Source organism: Halomonas sp. TG39a (assembly GCF_000744395.1).
GTDB lineage: Bacteria > Pseudomonadota > Gammaproteobacteria > Pseudomonadales > Halomonadaceae > Vreelandella > Vreelandella ventosae_B.
In genome coordinates this window covers 3,797,215-3,810,018 of record NZ_JQLV01000001.1, presented here as the reverse complement: position 1 = coordinate 3,810,018, position 12,804 = coordinate 3,797,215, and the positions used below count along the sequence as shown (strand labels likewise).

Genomic DNA, 12,804 nt, shown 5'->3' with positions numbered 1-12,804 from the left:
GTCTTACCCCGTGATCGCTTCGACAGACAGACCGCGCTTGGCGGCAATGTCTTCCGGTGCTTGCATGGAAGAGAGACCTTTAACAGTCGCTCGCACCACGTTAACCGGGTTGGTGGAACCGTAGCACTTGGCCAGTACATCGTGGACACCGGCGAGCTCTAGTACAGAGCGCATGGCGCCACCGGCGATAATACCGGTACCTTCTGAAGCCGGCTGCATGTACACCTTGGAAGCACCGTGACGGGCTTTAATGGGGTACTGCAGCGTATGGCCAGCAAGGTTCACCTTGACCATGTTGCGACGAGCTTGATCCATCGCTTTCTGGATTGCGACAGGCACTTCACGCGCCTTGCCACGTCCGAAACCGACACGACCTTTACCATCACCAACGACGGTCAGTGCGGTGAAGCCGAAAATACGACCACCCTTGACCACCTTGGCGACGCGGTTGACCTGCACTAACTTCTCTTGCAGATCACCGCTTTGCTGTTCGTTCTTCGCCATCGTAAAACCCTTTAGAATTCCAGGCCGCCTTCACGTGCGGCGTCGGCCAGCGCCTTGACGCGGCCGTGATACTTAAAGCCAGCACGGTCGAAGGCCACCTGGGTGATGCCTGCTTCTTTAGCGCGTTCAGCAATCAGAGCACCTACTTTAGAGGCCGCATCTGAGTTGCCGGTCGCACCCTCGCGCAGTGCTTTGTCCAGCGTAGAAGCACTGGCTAGCACTTTGCCACCATCCGGCGAGATAATCTGCGCATAGATGTGACGCGGGGTACGGTTGACGCACAGGCGATACACGCCCAGCTCGCGGATCTTTGCGCGAGCGCGGCGGGCACGACGGAGACGAGATTCTTTCTTCGCGTTCATAACCCTGCCTTACTTCTTCTTGGCTTCTTTGCGACGCACCTGCTCGTCGGCGTACCGAACACCCTTGCCTTTATACGGCTCGGGGGGACGGAAGGCGCGGATTTCCGCGGCGCACTGGCCGAGCATCTGCTTATCCGCGCTTTTCAGCACGATAACGGTGTTCTTCGGCGTTTCCGCTGAGACACCTTTAGGCAGTTCATAGTCGACCGGGTGCGAGAAGCCCAGTGAAAGATTGAGCGTCTGGCCCTTAGCTTGGGCACGATAACCGACGCCAACAATTTCGAGAGTCCGTGTAAAACCCTCGGATACGCCCGTTACCAGGTTCTGAACTAAGGCGCGGGTAGTACCGGCCATTGCCCAGCTCTTGGCAGATTCGCTCGGGGCGAAGGTCAGCTGGCCATCTTCCTGACCGACCACTACATCAGAGTGGATGGTCATAGATAGCGTGCCCTGGCCGCCTTTGGCGGTCAGCTGGTCAGCATTGATTTTAATCTCAACGCCGGCAGGCACTTTAACCGGATATTTCGCTATGCGGGACATTCCAGCCTCCTAGAATACGGTGCAGATGACTTCGCCACCGACACCCGCTTGGCGCGCGGCACGATCGGTCATGACACCATTAGATGTGGTGACAATCGCGATACCCAGGCCATCGGCAACCTTAGGCAAGTTGTCCTTGCCCATGTAGCGGCGCAGGGACGGCTTGGAAACCCGCTGAATGTGCTCAATGACCGGCTTACCCTCAAAGTACTTGAGAGTTACGGTTAGCTCGGGCTTAACACCCTCCGCTACCGCAAAGTCGGCAATGTAGCCTTCTTCCTTTAGCACTCGGGCCACTTGCACTTTCAGCTTGGAGGACGGCATGGTTGCCGTCTCCTTGGTGGCCATCTGCGCATTGCGGATACGGGTAAACATATCCGCCAGAGTGTCTTGCATGCTCATTTAATGTGCGCTCCTGATAATTCTACGTGGCGTTACCAACTGGACTTTTTCAGTCCTGGAACGTCGCCACGCATGGCGGCTTCACGCAGCTTGTTACGGCCGAGGCCGAACTTGTTGTAAAAACCGTGCGGACGACCGGTAATACGGCAGCGGTTACGCTGACGCACCGGGCTTGAGTCGCGCGGCAGTTGCTGCAGCTTCAGCGTCGCCTCGAAGCGGTCTTCCTCAGACGTATTCACGTCTGAGATGATCTTCTTGAGTTCAGCGCGCTTGGTCGCATACTTCGCGACCAGCTGAGTACGCTTAAGCTCACGCTCTACCATACTTTTCTTAGCCATGATCCCAGCCCTATTTCTTGAACGGGAAGTTCAGCGCGGTTAACAGCGCACGACCTTCCTCGTCAGTGTTGGCGGTCGTCGTGATAGTGACATCCAACCCCCGGATACGATCGATCTTATCATACTCGATCTCCGGGAAGATGATCTGCTCACGCACACCCATGGAGTAATTACCACGACCGTCGAAAGACTTCGGGTTGAGACCACGGAAGTCACGCACGCGGGGAATCGCGATGTACACCAAACGGTCCAAGAAGTCCCACATACGCTCAGCGCGTAGTGTTACCTTGATGCCGATTGGCCAACCTTCGCGCACCTTAAAGCCCGCGATGGACTTACGTGCTTTGGTCACCAGCGGTTTTTGACCAGAGAGCTTCTCTAGGTCGCCGATGGCATTGTCAATCAACTTTTTATCGTTGACTGCTTCGCCGATACCCATGTTCAGAGTCACTTTCGTGATCCGTGGTACCTGCATAACGTTGGCATAGCTGAACTCTTCTTTGAGTTGAGCTGCTACCTCGTTTTGATAACGTTCTTTCAAGTTCGCCATTTTGCTACCCGACTCGCGTTAGGCGTCGATCTGCGTCTGCGTCGACTTGTAGATACGTACCTTGGTACCGTCTTCCTTCACTTGGAAGCCGACGCGATCCGCCTTACCGGTCTCCGAATTGAAGATGGCTACGTTGGACGCGTGAATCGGAGCCTCACGCTCGACGATACCGCCCTGATTACCCGCCATGGGATTTGGCTTGGTGTGACGTTTAATCATGTTCACACCGGACACCAAAAAGCGGTTTTCTAATACCCGCTTAACGGTGCCACGCTTGCCTTTATCCTTCCCGGCGATGACGATGACTTCATCGTCACGTTTGATCTTTTGCATATCCGCCTCGCTCCTTACAGCACTTCAGGCGCTAAGGAAATGATCTTCATGAACTTTTCATTACGAAGTTCACGAGTCACCGGCCCAAAAATACGGGTACCGATGGGCTGTTCGTTGGTGTTATTCAACAAAACTGCCGCATTTCCATCGAAACGGATGAGCGAACCGTCGGGACGACGGACGCCACTACGGGTCCGGACCACGACCGCTTTTAGCACCTGGCCTTTTTTGACCTTGCCACGCGGAATCGCTTCCTTAACCGTGACCTTGATGATATCACCAACGCGAGCGTAACGACGGTGTGAACCGCCTAACACCTTGATGCATTGCACCCGGCGCGCTCCGCTGTTGTCGGCGACATCCAGCATTGTCTGAGTCTGAATCATCGGTTTTCTCCAAACCTAATCTGACTGCACTGATTGACAAGCCAGGGATTAACCCTTGGCGTGTTCAACCACCTCGACCAGCGTCCAAGCTTTTTTCTTGGAAAGCGGACGGCACTCTTGAATAGAGACCGTATCGCCTGCCTTAGCCTGGTTCGCCTCATCATGGGCGTGCAGCTTGGTGGAGCGCTTAACGTATTTTCCGTAGATCGGGTGACGCTCGCGCCGCTCGATCATGACGACGATGGACTTGTCCATCTTATCGCTCACCACTTTACCGGTAAGCGTACGCTTTGTGTTTTCTTCGGCCATCTCAATCACCTGCCTTCTCGTTGAGCAAAGTCTTAACGCGGGCGATATCCCGGCGGACCTGCTTGAGCAGATGAGTCTGGCTCAGTTGGCCAGTGGCCTTCTGCATGCGCAGGTTAAACTGCTCGCGGAGGAGTTCGAGGAGTTGCTCCTGGAGCTCTCCTGCGGACTTTTCACGAATTTCCTGGGCTTTCATCACATCACCGTCCGTTTCGCAAAGGTGGTGGATAAGGGCATTTTCTGTGCGGCAAGCTCAAACGCTTCACGAGCGAGCTCTTCCGACACGCCTTCAATTTCATACAGGACCCGACCCGGTTGGATCTGGGCAACCCAGTACTCAACAGAACCTTTACCTTTACCCATACGAACTTCGAGCGGCTTCTTGGAGATCGGCTTATCAGGGAAGACGCGGATCCAGATTTTACCGCCACGCTTAACGTGACGTGTGATCGCACGACGGCCTGCTTCGATCTGACGCGCAGTAATGCGGCCGCGACCGGTAGCTTTTAGGCCGTATTCCCCGAAGCTGATCTTGCTTCCGCGATGCGCCAGGCCACGGTTGCGGCCTTTCATCATCTTGCGGAATTTCATACGCTTGGGCTGTAACATCGACTCGCTCTCCCCTTACCTGGAACCTTTCTTCTTGGGCGCGTTGCCGGCAGGCTGTTGTTTCGCCTTGGCACGTACTTCCTCGATACCGCCGAGGATTTCACCCTTGAAGATCCACACTTTGACGCCGATAACGCCATAGGTGGTGTGAGCTTCGTAAGTGGCGTAGTCGATATCCGCACGCAACGTGTGCAGCGGAACGCGACCCTCGCGGTACCATTCGGTACGTGCGATTTCAGCGCCACCAAGACGACCTGACAGCTGAATCTTGATGCCACCAGCGCCAAGACGCATTGCGTTCTGTACCGCGCGCTTCATAGCACGACGGAACATCACGCGACGCTCAAGCTGACCCGCTACGTTAGCAGCGACTAGCTTGGCATCCAGCTCCGGCTTGCGAACTTCTTCGATGTTCACATGCACGGGAACACCCATCATCTGGGTGAGATCGCGACGTAAACGGTCGACATCTTCACCTTTCTTACCAATCACGATACCCGGACGGGCAGTGTGAATGGTGATGCGGGCATTGTTCGCCGGACGCTCGATGTGGATGCGGCTAACAGAGGCGCTTTTAAGACGCTCTTCCAGGAAGCTACGCACTTCGAGATCGTTATTGAGCTTATCGGCGTAAGCGCCGCGCTCAGCATACCAGACAGAAGCATGGTCTTTGACGATGCCCAGTCGAATGCCTGTTGGATTGACTTTCTGACCCATCGGTCGACTCCTACTTCTCGGCTACCTTGACGGTGATGTGGCACGTGCGCTTCAAGATACGATCCGCACGCCCCTTGGCACGCGGCTTGATACGCTTGAGCGTCATGCCCTCATCGACGCAGATGGTCGAGACACGCAGCTCGTCAATATCCATGCCGTTATTTTCTTCCGCATTCGCAATCGCGGATTGCAGCACCTTCTTAACCAGCTTGGCAGCCTTCTTCGGTGAGAAGGTCAGCAGGTCGAGTGCCTCGGCGACAGGTTTACCGCGCACCTGGTCAGCCACCAAACGGGCCTTCTGGGCGGATAAACGAGCGCCAAGCAGCTTAGCTGTGACTTCCATCTCTCAATCCTCTCTGGCTTACCGTTTGGCTTTTTTATCCGCCGCATGCCCACGATAAGTGCGGGTAGCAGCGAATTCGCCCAATTTGTGGCCAACCATTTCCTCGGATACGTGCACCGGGACGTGTTGGCGACCATTATGGACCGCGATAGTGAGGCCTACCATATTGGGCAGGATCATAGAACGACGCGACCAAGTCTTGATCGGTTTGCGATCGTTCTTCTCCACTGCAGCCTCTACCTTCTTCAAAAGATGAAGGTCAATGAAGGGACCTTTCTTTAGTGAACGTGGCACAGCCGTTACCTCTTAATGTCTTGGCAATTTAGATCAACGCGTCTTATTACGACGACGAATGATCAGCTTGTCGGTGCGCTTGTTCTTACGCGTCTTGTGACCCTTAGTCGGCACGCCCCATGGGGATACCGGGTGACGACCACCACTGGTGCGGCCTTCGCCACCACCGTGCGGGTGATCGACTGGGTTCATCGCGACACCGCGAACAGTCGGACGCACGCCTCTCCAGCGCTTCGCACCGGCCTTGCCAAGTTGACGCAGGCTGTGCTCAGAGTTGCTCACTTCACCCAATGTCGCGCGGCACTCGGCCAACACTTTACGCATTTCGCCAGAGCGAAGACGCAGGGTGGCATAGTTACCTTCACGAGCAACCAGCTGGGCGCTTGTACCGGCACTGCGAGCAATCTGCGCACCTTTACCCGGCTTGAGTTCGATGCAGTGCACCGTAGAACCCAACGGGACGTTACGCAGCGGCAAGGCATTGCCTTTTTTGATTGACGCGTTAACACCAGATTCCAGCACGTCACCCGCGCTGACACCTTTCGGTGCAATGATGTAACGACGCTCACCATCGGCATACTTCAGCAGCGCAATGTGCGCACTGCGATTGGGATCGTGCTCCAGGCGCTCAACGGTGGCAGGAATGCCATCTTTGGTGCGCTTGAAATCGATCAACCGATAGTGGTGACGATGACCACCGCCCACGTGGCGGGTGGTGATACGACCGTAGTTATTCCGGCCGCCGGACTTGGACTGTTTTTCTAAAAGCGGTGCGTAAGCACGGCCTTTAAACAGTTCCTCGCCAACGATCTTGACGACGTGGCGACGACCGGCGGAAGTGGGTTTGGTCTTGACGATTGCCATTATCCGTACTCCTGCCCTTATTCGGCGCCAGAGAAGTCTTCGAGCGTTTCACCCGCAGCCAGGGTCACATACGCTTTGCGGTAACCCTTACGCAGGCCAACGCCGTTCGCAGTACGCTTTGTTTTACCCTTCATGTTCAGAACCTGAACACTACCGACCTTTTTGCCGAAGAGTGCTTCAACGGCCTTTTTGATCTCGGGCTTGGTAGCATCAGATGCTACCTTGAAAACGTACTGGTTGCGCTCGGCTGCCATTGCGGCCTTTTCGGTCACGTGCGGCCCAAGCAGAACCTTAAATACGCGTTCCTGGTTCATGCCAGCTTCTCCTCGAATTTACGCAGGGCGGAGACGGTAATCAGCACCTTATCAAAGGCTACCAGGCTTACCGGGTCAGCTGCCGCGACATCCACCACGTCAACGTGGGGAAGGTTGCGCGCGGCCAAATAGAGCTTCTCGTCAACTTCTTCAGTGACGATCAACACTTTTTCAAGGTTGAGCTCTTTTAGCTTGGCAGCTACCTGCTTGGTCTTAGGCGCATCGACGACGAACTCTTCAATCGCGACTAAACGCTCTTGACGTACCAGCTCTGACAAGATGGAGCGCATCGCTGCACGGTACATCTTGCGGTTAACCTTCTGGGTGTAGTCTTGCGGACGCGCCGCGAAGGTTACGCCACCACTACGCCATAGCGGAGAGCGGATGGTACCGGCACGTGCACGACCGGTGCCTTTCTGACGCCACGGCTTCTTACCACCGCCACGAACGTCGGAACGACTCTTTTGTGCGCGAGTTCCCTGACGACCAGCCGCCAAATAGGCAGTGACCACTTGGTGAACGAGCGCTTCGTTGAATTCTTTGCCAAAAGTGGCGTCGGCTACTTCAACGGTACCCGCGCCTGCAGCAAGATTCAGATTCATTGGTAATTATCCCCTTCAGCCTGCTTTCACGGCGCTGCGAACGATAACGTCACTACCGGGAGCACCCGGTACGGCGCCTTTAATCAGCAGCAGGTTACGCTCGGCGTCGACACGGACGATCTCAAGGCTCTGCACGGTGCAACGGGCGTTACCCATTTGACCGGCCATCTTTTTGCCTTTGAAAACGCGACCCGGAGTCTGACACATGCCGATAGAACCCGGCGCGCGATGCGACAGAGAGTTACCGTGAGTCATATCTTGGGTACGGAAGTTCCAGCGCTTAACAGCACCCTGGAAGCCTTTACCCTTAGAGGTGCCAGTCACGTCAACCATTTGACCAGCTTCGAAGAGGGATACGGTGATTTCGCCGCCCACTTCAGGAATCTCCTCGCCTTCTGCAAGACGAAATTCCATCAGTGCACGACCAGCTTCAACACCCGCCTTGGCAAACTGACCAGCTTGCGCTTTGGTGAGGTGCTTAGCTTTGCGAGAGCCAGATGTGACCTGAATCGCTGCGTAACCGTCAGATTCGACAGATTTAACGCGTGTAACACGATTAGGATCAACTTCAATAACGGTTACGGGCACAGACGCGCCGTCTTCGGTAAAGACACGGGTCATCCCGGCCTTTTTACCGACTAAACCGATAGTCATACTCAGTCTCCTATAGTGTACGGGGCTATCACCCGCTATGGCTGCCCTTTCCAGAGCATTCCACTAGCACATTGTGTGGCGCCTCACGGCGCGGCGGCTGCTGCTTATGCCAACTCTTTACAAAGAGCGATGAGCGCTGGGCCGCAAAGTGACTAGTGTAATTAGTTGAGTTTGATTTGCACGTCTACGCCTGCGGCGAGATCAAGCTTCATCAAAGCGTCAACAGTTTTCTCGGTCGGCTCAACAATGTCGAGCACACGCTTGTGCGTACGAATCTCATACTGGTCACGCGCATCTTTGTTGACGTGCGGCGAGATCAGAATGGTGTAACGCTCGCGGTTGGTCGGCAGCGGAATCGGTCCACGAACCTGAGCACCAGTACGCTTAGCGGTTTCAACAATCTCCGCTGTAGACTGGTCGATCAGGCGATGGTCGAAAGCTTTCAACCGAATGCGAATCTTTTGGTTCTGCATTTGCCCTAAACTCCAATGGATGTCGACGGCGCGAGCCGTCTACCCACGCATTCAAAGGATGCGCATTATAGGCACGCCAAAAGCCCATGTCAAACATTTGCTGTTGGTGCGCAGAAAAGGGGGCTCATCAGAGCCCCCTTCATCATTCAAGCATGTTGCTTACTTGACGATCTTGGCCACAACGCCAGCACCGACAGTACGGCCGCCTTCACGAATAGCGAAGCGCAAGCCTTCGTCCATTGCGATCGGAGCGATCAAGGTAACAACCATTTGCACGTTGTCACCCGGCATGACCATTTCAACGCCTTCCGGCAGTTCACAAGTACCGGTTACGTCGGTGGTACGGAAGTAGAACTGCGGACGGTAGCCCTTGAAGAAAGGCGTGTGACGACCACCCTCTTCTTTGGACAGTACGTAAACTTCTGCTTCGAAGGTAGTGTGCGGGTTGATGGTGCCCGGCTTGGCCAGTACCTGGCCACGCTCGACGTCATCACGCTTAGTACCACGCAGCAGGGCGCCAACGTTCTCACCAGCACGACCTTCGTCGAGCAGCTTACGGAACATTTCAACACCGGTAACGATCGTTTTGGTGGTGTCGCGGATACCCACGATTTCCACTTCTTCGCCCGCTTTAACGATGCCGCGCTCTACACGACCAGTCACAACAGTACCGCGACCAGAGATGGAGAACACGTCTTCGATCGGCATCAGGAACGGCTGATCAATAGCACGCTCCGGCTCAGGGATGTAAGCATCCAGAGCTTTGATCAGATTAGCAACGGCGGTAGTACCCATGCCGTTCTCATCTTCACCGTTCAACGCCATCAGCGCAGAGCCAGTGATGATCGGTGTGTCGTCACCCGGGAAGTCGTACTGGTCGAGAAGTTCGCGAACTTCCATTTCTACCAGTTCAAGCAGCTCTTCGTCATCGACCATGTCCGCTTTATTCAGGAACACAACGATGTACGGTACGCCAACCTGACGAGACAGCAGGATGTGCTCGCGAGTTTGCGGCATCGGGCCATCTGCGGCAGAACATACCAGGATCGCGCCGTCCATCTGCGCAGCACCGGTAATCATGTTCTTGACGTAGTCAGCGTGCCCTGGGCAGTCAACGTGCGCGTAGTGACGATCTTCAGACTGATATTCAACGTGTGAAGTAGCGATCGTGATACCGCGCTCGCGCTCTTCAGGAGCGTTATCGATGGTATCAAACTCACGCCAGTCGCCGCCGAAAACCTCAGCAGACACGCGGGTTAGGGCCGCAGTCAGAGTCGTTTTACCGTGGTCGACGTGACCAATGGTGCCGACGTTGACGTGCGGTTTGGAACGTTCAAATTTTTCCTTAGCCACTGCTATAACCTCTTTACGTTAGCTAACGGTTAACCGTTTTGATTGATGACGGCTTCAACGACGCTGGAGGGCGCCTCGTCGTACTTCGAGAACTCCATAGAGTAGCTCGCACGGCCCTGGGTTTGTGAGCGCAGATCGGTTGCATAACCGAACATCTCGCCCAGTGGCACCGTCGCACGAATGACTTTACCAGAAGAGGAGTCATCCATACCCTGCACCAGGCCGCGACGACGGCTCAGGTCACCCATGACGTCACCCATAAATTCTTCGGGGGTCACGATTTCGACCTTCATCACCGGCTCCAGCAGCACGGCCTTGGCCTTCCTGGCACCTTCTTTTACTGCCATAGAAGAAGCAATCTTAAACGCAGTCTCGTTGGAGTCCACGTCGTGGAAGGAGCCGTCGAACAGCGATACTTTAACGTCAATCATCGGGTAACCCGCGATGACGCCGTTTTTGAGCTGCTCGTAAGCACCCTTCTCAACCGCAGGGACGTATTCCTTAGGAACCGCGCCGCCTACGATTTCAGAGGTAAATTTGAAGAAGATTTCTTCGTCGCCTTCACCCTTCTCTTCAGCTGTCAGCGGCTCGATACGCAGCCAAACGTGACCGTACTGACCACGACCGCCAGACTGACGTACGAACTTGCCTTCCTGCTCAATGCTGCCGCGAATGGTTTCGCGGTAAGCAACCTGAGGCTTACCGATATTGGCTTCAACCTTGAACTCGCGACGCATACGGTCAACAAGGATATCCAGGTGAAGCTCACCCATACCAGAAATAATCGTCTGGCCGGTTTCTTCGTCGGTTTTGACCTGGAAGGAGGGGTCTTCTTGAGCAAGCTTGCCCAGGGCAACGCCCATCTTCTCTTGGTCGGCCTTAGACTTAGGCTCTACGGCAACCGAGATAACCGGATCCGGGAATTCCATGCGCTCGAGAACAATCTTGTTATCGATATCGCAAAGAGTATCACCGGTGGTGACGTCTTTCAGGCCGATACAGGCAGCGATGTCGCCCGCCAGAACCTCTTTGATCTCTTCACGAGAGTTGGCGTGCATCTGAACGATACGGCCAACACGCTCTTTCTTCTGCTTAACGGAGTTATACACGCCGTCACCAGATTTCAGAACGCCCGAGTAGACGCGGATAAAGGTCAGCGTACCAACAAAGGGGTCGGTGGCAATTTTAAACGCCAACGCCGCAAACGGTGCACTGTCATCAGCCTCACGGGTATCGACGGTGCCGTCTTTATCGTCAAGCTCACCTTCGATCGCCTTAACTTCTGTCGGCGAAGGCATGTATTCGATAACGCCATCCAGCACTGCCTGAACGCCTTTGTTCTTAAAGGCAGAACCACAGGTAACCAGAACGATATCGTTAGCCAGGGTGCGCGCACGCAGGCCAGCCTTGATCTCTTCAATCGTTAGCTCACCGCCTTCAAGGTACTTTTCCATCAGCTCATCAGAGCCTTCGGCAGCGGCCTCAACCATCTCTTCGCGATACTTCTCGGCTGTTTCTTGCAATTCAGCCGGAATATCAACGAGCTCATAATTCATACCCAGGCTTTCCTCATCCCACAGGATAGCCTTCATCTGAATCAGGTCGATAACGCCTTTAAAGTCTTCTTCTGTGCCCCAGTTAATCTGGATCGGCACAGCGTTGGCACCCAAGCGCTCTTTCAGCTGCTCGACAACCATGAAGAAGTCAGCGCCGGTACGGTCCATCTTGTTGACGAAAACCATACGCGGAACTTCGTACTTGTTGGCTTGGCGCCATACTGTTTCGGTCTGCGGCTGAACGCCGGAAGAGCCACACAGTACAACCACCGCGCCATCCAGTACGCGCAGAGAACGCTCAACTTCGATAGTGAAGTCAACGTGCCCCGGGGTGTCGATAATATTGATACGGTGCTCAGGAAACTGCTTGCTCATGCCCTGCCAGAAACAGGTAGTCGCAGCTGAGGTGATAGTGATACCACGCTCCTGCTCCTGCTCCATCCAGTCCATGGTCGCAGCACCGTCGTGGACTTCGCCCACTTTGTGGGAGAGACCGGTGTAGAACAGTACACGCTCAGTCGTCGTGGTTTTACCCGCGTCGACGTGAGCGACGATACCGATATTACGGTAGCGATTTAGTGGAGTCTTGCGTGCCACGGTGAAACTCCCGTTTGTTGGCGATGCTCGTTAATTTAGCGGCGTATGCAAGCGAGGCTTATGCGACCGCCGCTACCCCTTGAGGGTAGCGGTTAGGTATTACAACAGAGCGACTCAGCAAACACTTCGCCATGCTGAACAACGTGCATATTGAAACCCTAAAGCCATACTTAAAAACGCCGTACTTAGAAACGCCGATTTTAGAAACACTGACCTTAGATACGCGTACCTTAGAAACGGTAGTGCGAGAAGGCCTTGTTGGCTTCTGCCATACGATGCACGTCTTCGCGCTTCTTAACGGCAGAACCTTTACCTTCAGCGGCATCAAGCATTTCACCAGCCAGACGCTGCACCATGGTTTTCTCACCGCGACGACGCGCCGCGTCTACCAGCCAGCGCATGGCTAGCGCTTGACGGCGTGACGGACGTACTTCAACCGGCACCTGATAGGTCGCACCACCCACGCGGCGCGACTTCACTTCGACCATCGGCTGGATGGCTTCCAGCGCTTTGTCGAAGATCTCCAGCGGATCTTCTTTACTACGCTCGGCAACCTTGTCCAACGCACCGTAGACGATACGCTCAGCTATGGACTTCTTGCCGCTGACCATCAGGTGGTTCATGAACTTCGCCAGACGCTCACTTCCGAACTTAGGATCCGGCAGAATCTCGCGTTTAGCTACTACTCTTCTTCTAGGCATGATAAG

22 protein-coding genes are annotated in these 12,804 nt (G+C 54.9%); all 22 read right to left on the bottom strand.

Annotation, left to right across the window (positions count from 1 at the left end; genetic code table 11):
* Positions 1-3: 3 nt before the first annotated feature.
* Positions 4-504, bottom strand: coding sequence for a 30S ribosomal protein S5 (gene rpsE / locus U738_RS17140; RefSeq protein WP_009723889.1), 501 nt, complete (start codon positions 502-504; stop codon positions 4-6).
* Positions 505-515: 11 nt separating this feature from the next.
* Complete coding sequence (gene rplR / locus U738_RS17135; RefSeq protein ID WP_008959159.1) at positions 516-866, bottom strand: 50S ribosomal protein L18; 351 nt, start codon at positions 864-866, stop codon at positions 516-518.
* A gap of 9 nt (positions 867-875) precedes the next feature.
* Positions 876-1,406 carry a 50S ribosomal protein L6 gene (gene rplF, locus U738_RS17130; RefSeq protein ID WP_009288139.1) on the bottom strand — a complete coding sequence of 177 codons (531 nt, stop codon included), beginning with the start codon at positions 1,404-1,406 and terminating at the stop codon, positions 876-878.
* Positions 1,407-1,415: 9 nt separating this feature from the next.
* Complete coding sequence (gene rpsH / locus U738_RS17125) at positions 1,416-1,808, bottom strand: 30S ribosomal protein S8 (protein ID WP_035582690.1); 393 nt, start codon at positions 1,806-1,808, stop codon at positions 1,416-1,418.
* Between the two features lie 32 nt (positions 1,809-1,840).
* The gene (rpsN, locus tag U738_RS17120; protein ID WP_022520866.1) at positions 1,841-2,146 is read right to left on the bottom strand and encodes a 30S ribosomal protein S14; all 306 of its coding nucleotides are present in this window, start codon (positions 2,144-2,146) and stop codon (positions 1,841-1,843) included.
* A gap of 10 nt (positions 2,147-2,156) precedes the next feature.
* Positions 2,157-2,696: a 50S ribosomal protein L5 gene (rplE, locus tag U738_RS17115; protein ID WP_035582688.1), complete on the bottom strand. Its 540-nt coding sequence runs from the start codon at positions 2,694-2,696 to the stop codon at positions 2,157-2,159.
* Positions 2,697-2,714: 18 nt separating this feature from the next.
* A complete protein-coding gene (rplX, locus tag U738_RS17110) occupies positions 2,715-3,029 on the bottom strand; it encodes a 50S ribosomal protein L24 (protein WP_007111996.1) in 315 nt (104 codons plus the stop codon).
* Positions 3,030-3,043: 14 nt separating this feature from the next.
* Positions 3,044-3,415 (bottom strand): 50S ribosomal protein L14, encoded by a 372-nt coding sequence (gene rplN, locus U738_RS17105; RefSeq protein ID WP_008959163.1) that lies wholly within the window; start codon positions 3,413-3,415, stop codon positions 3,044-3,046.
* A 48-nt stretch (positions 3,416-3,463) separates the two neighbouring features.
* The gene (rpsQ, locus tag U738_RS17100) at positions 3,464-3,724 is read right to left on the bottom strand and encodes a 30S ribosomal protein S17 (RefSeq protein ID WP_007111998.1); all 261 of its coding nucleotides are present in this window, start codon (positions 3,722-3,724) and stop codon (positions 3,464-3,466) included.
* 1 nt (position 3,725) lies between these two features.
* Positions 3,726-3,917 (bottom strand): 50S ribosomal protein L29, encoded by a 192-nt coding sequence (rpmC, locus tag U738_RS17095; RefSeq protein ID WP_007111999.1) that lies wholly within the window; start codon positions 3,915-3,917, stop codon positions 3,726-3,728.
* On the bottom strand, positions 3,917-4,330 hold the full coding sequence (gene rplP, locus U738_RS17090; protein WP_007112000.1) for a 50S ribosomal protein L16: 414 nt from the start codon (positions 4,328-4,330) through the stop codon (positions 3,917-3,919). Before rplP ends, rpmC begins: the two co-directional genes overlap by 1 nt.
* Before the next feature lie 15 nt (positions 4,331-4,345).
* Positions 4,346-5,047, bottom strand: coding sequence for a 30S ribosomal protein S3 (gene rpsC, locus U738_RS17085; protein WP_009288141.1), 702 nt, complete (start codon positions 5,045-5,047; stop codon positions 4,346-4,348).
* Between the two features lie 10 nt (positions 5,048-5,057).
* Positions 5,058-5,390 carry a 50S ribosomal protein L22 gene (gene rplV, locus U738_RS17080; protein WP_007112002.1) on the bottom strand — a complete coding sequence of 111 codons (333 nt, stop codon included), beginning with the start codon at positions 5,388-5,390 and terminating at the stop codon, positions 5,058-5,060.
* 18 nt (positions 5,391-5,408) lie between these two features.
* Positions 5,409-5,684 (bottom strand): 30S ribosomal protein S19, encoded by a 276-nt coding sequence (gene rpsS, locus U738_RS17075; RefSeq protein ID WP_009098993.1) that lies wholly within the window; start codon positions 5,682-5,684, stop codon positions 5,409-5,411.
* A gap of 33 nt (positions 5,685-5,717) precedes the next feature.
* Positions 5,718-6,548 carry a 50S ribosomal protein L2 gene (rplB, locus tag U738_RS17070; RefSeq protein WP_008959166.1) on the bottom strand — a complete coding sequence of 277 codons (831 nt, stop codon included), beginning with the start codon at positions 6,546-6,548 and terminating at the stop codon, positions 5,718-5,720.
* Between the two features lie 17 nt (positions 6,549-6,565).
* A complete protein-coding gene (gene rplW, locus U738_RS17065; protein WP_008959167.1) occupies positions 6,566-6,862 on the bottom strand; it encodes a 50S ribosomal protein L23 in 297 nt (98 codons plus the stop codon).
* Positions 6,859-7,464, bottom strand: a complete 606-nt coding sequence (rplD, locus tag U738_RS17060; protein ID WP_007112005.1) for a 50S ribosomal protein L4 — start codon at positions 7,462-7,464, stop codon at positions 6,859-6,861. Before rplD ends, rplW begins: the two co-directional genes overlap by 4 nt.
* A gap of 15 nt (positions 7,465-7,479) precedes the next feature.
* Positions 7,480-8,118: a 50S ribosomal protein L3 gene (rplC, locus tag U738_RS17055; RefSeq protein ID WP_035582685.1), complete on the bottom strand. Its 639-nt coding sequence runs from the start codon at positions 8,116-8,118 to the stop codon at positions 7,480-7,482.
* Between the two features lie 161 nt (positions 8,119-8,279).
* Positions 8,280-8,591 (bottom strand): 30S ribosomal protein S10, encoded by a 312-nt coding sequence (rpsJ, locus tag U738_RS17050; RefSeq protein WP_007112007.1) that lies wholly within the window; start codon positions 8,589-8,591, stop codon positions 8,280-8,282.
* A 159-nt stretch (positions 8,592-8,750) separates the two neighbouring features.
* Positions 8,751-9,944: an elongation factor Tu gene (gene tuf / locus U738_RS17045; protein WP_007112008.1), complete on the bottom strand. Its 1,194-nt coding sequence runs from the start codon at positions 9,942-9,944 to the stop codon at positions 8,751-8,753.
* 29 nt (positions 9,945-9,973) lie between these two features.
* On the bottom strand, positions 9,974-12,097 hold the full coding sequence (fusA, locus tag U738_RS17040; RefSeq protein ID WP_035582682.1) for an elongation factor G: 2,124 nt from the start codon (positions 12,095-12,097) through the stop codon (positions 9,974-9,976).
* A gap of 230 nt (positions 12,098-12,327) precedes the next feature.
* The gene (rpsG, locus tag U738_RS17035) at positions 12,328-12,798 is read right to left on the bottom strand and encodes a 30S ribosomal protein S7 (protein WP_009288145.1); all 471 of its coding nucleotides are present in this window, start codon (positions 12,796-12,798) and stop codon (positions 12,328-12,330) included.
* Positions 12,799-12,804: the final 6 nt, after the last annotated feature.

What these genes read in the sequence shown, in the direction of transcription:
- rpsE (WP_009723889.1), bottom strand. Translation starts at nt 504, where the DNA reads ATGGCGAAGAACGAACAGCAAAGCGGTGATCTGCAAGAGAAGTTAGTG.
- rplR (WP_008959159.1), bottom strand. Translation starts at nt 866, where the DNA reads ATGAACGCGAAGAAAGAATCTCGTCTCCGTCGTGCCCGCCGCGCTCGC.
- rplF (WP_009288139.1), bottom strand. Translation starts at nt 1,406, where the DNA reads ATGTCCCGCATAGCGAAATATCCGGTTAAAGTGCCTGCCGGCGTTGAG.
- rpsH (WP_035582690.1), bottom strand. Translation starts at nt 1,808, where the DNA reads ATGAGCATGCAAGACACTCTGGCGGATATGTTTACCCGTATCCGCAAT.
- rpsN (WP_022520866.1), bottom strand. Translation starts at nt 2,146, where the DNA reads ATGGCTAAGAAAAGTATGGTAGAGCGTGAGCTTAAGCGTACTCAGCTG.
- rplE (WP_035582688.1), bottom strand. Translation starts at nt 2,696, where the DNA reads ATGGCGAACTTGAAAGAACGTTATCAAAACGAGGTAGCAGCTCAACTC.
- rplX (WP_007111996.1), bottom strand. Translation starts at nt 3,029, where the DNA reads ATGCAAAAGATCAAACGTGACGATGAAGTCATCGTCATCGCCGGGAAG.
- rplN (WP_008959163.1), bottom strand. Translation starts at nt 3,415, where the DNA reads ATGATTCAGACTCAGACAATGCTGGATGTCGCCGACAACAGCGGAGCG.
- rpsQ (WP_007111998.1), bottom strand. Translation starts at nt 3,724, where the DNA reads ATGGCCGAAGAAAACACAAAGCGTACGCTTACCGGTAAAGTGGTGAGC.
- rpmC (WP_007111999.1), bottom strand. Translation starts at nt 3,917, where the DNA reads ATGAAAGCCCAGGAAATTCGTGAAAAGTCCGCAGGAGAGCTCCAGGAG.
- rplP (WP_007112000.1), bottom strand. Translation starts at nt 4,330, where the DNA reads ATGTTACAGCCCAAGCGTATGAAATTCCGCAAGATGATGAAAGGCCGC.
- rpsC (WP_009288141.1), bottom strand. Translation starts at nt 5,047, where the DNA reads ATGGGTCAGAAAGTCAATCCAACAGGCATTCGACTGGGCATCGTCAAA.
- rplV (WP_007112002.1), bottom strand. Translation starts at nt 5,390, where the DNA reads ATGGAAGTCACAGCTAAGCTGCTTGGCGCTCGTTTATCCGCCCAGAAG.
- rplB (WP_008959166.1), bottom strand. Translation starts at nt 6,548, where the DNA reads ATGGCAATCGTCAAGACCAAACCCACTTCCGCCGGTCGTCGCCACGTC.
- rplW (WP_008959167.1), bottom strand. Translation starts at nt 6,862, where the DNA reads ATGAACCAGGAACGCGTATTTAAGGTTCTGCTTGGGCCGCACGTGACC.
- rplD (WP_007112005.1), bottom strand. Translation starts at nt 7,464, where the DNA reads ATGAATCTGAATCTTGCTGCAGGCGCGGGTACCGTTGAAGTAGCCGAC.
- rplC (WP_035582685.1), bottom strand. Translation starts at nt 8,118, where the DNA reads ATGACTATCGGTTTAGTCGGTAAAAAGGCCGGGATGACCCGTGTCTTT.
- rpsJ (WP_007112007.1), bottom strand. Translation starts at nt 8,591, where the DNA reads ATGCAGAACCAAAAGATTCGCATTCGGTTGAAAGCTTTCGACCATCGC.
- rpsG (WP_009288145.1), bottom strand. Translation starts at nt 12,798, where the DNA reads ATGCCTAGAAGAAGAGTAGTAGCTAAACGCGAGATTCTGCCGGATCCT.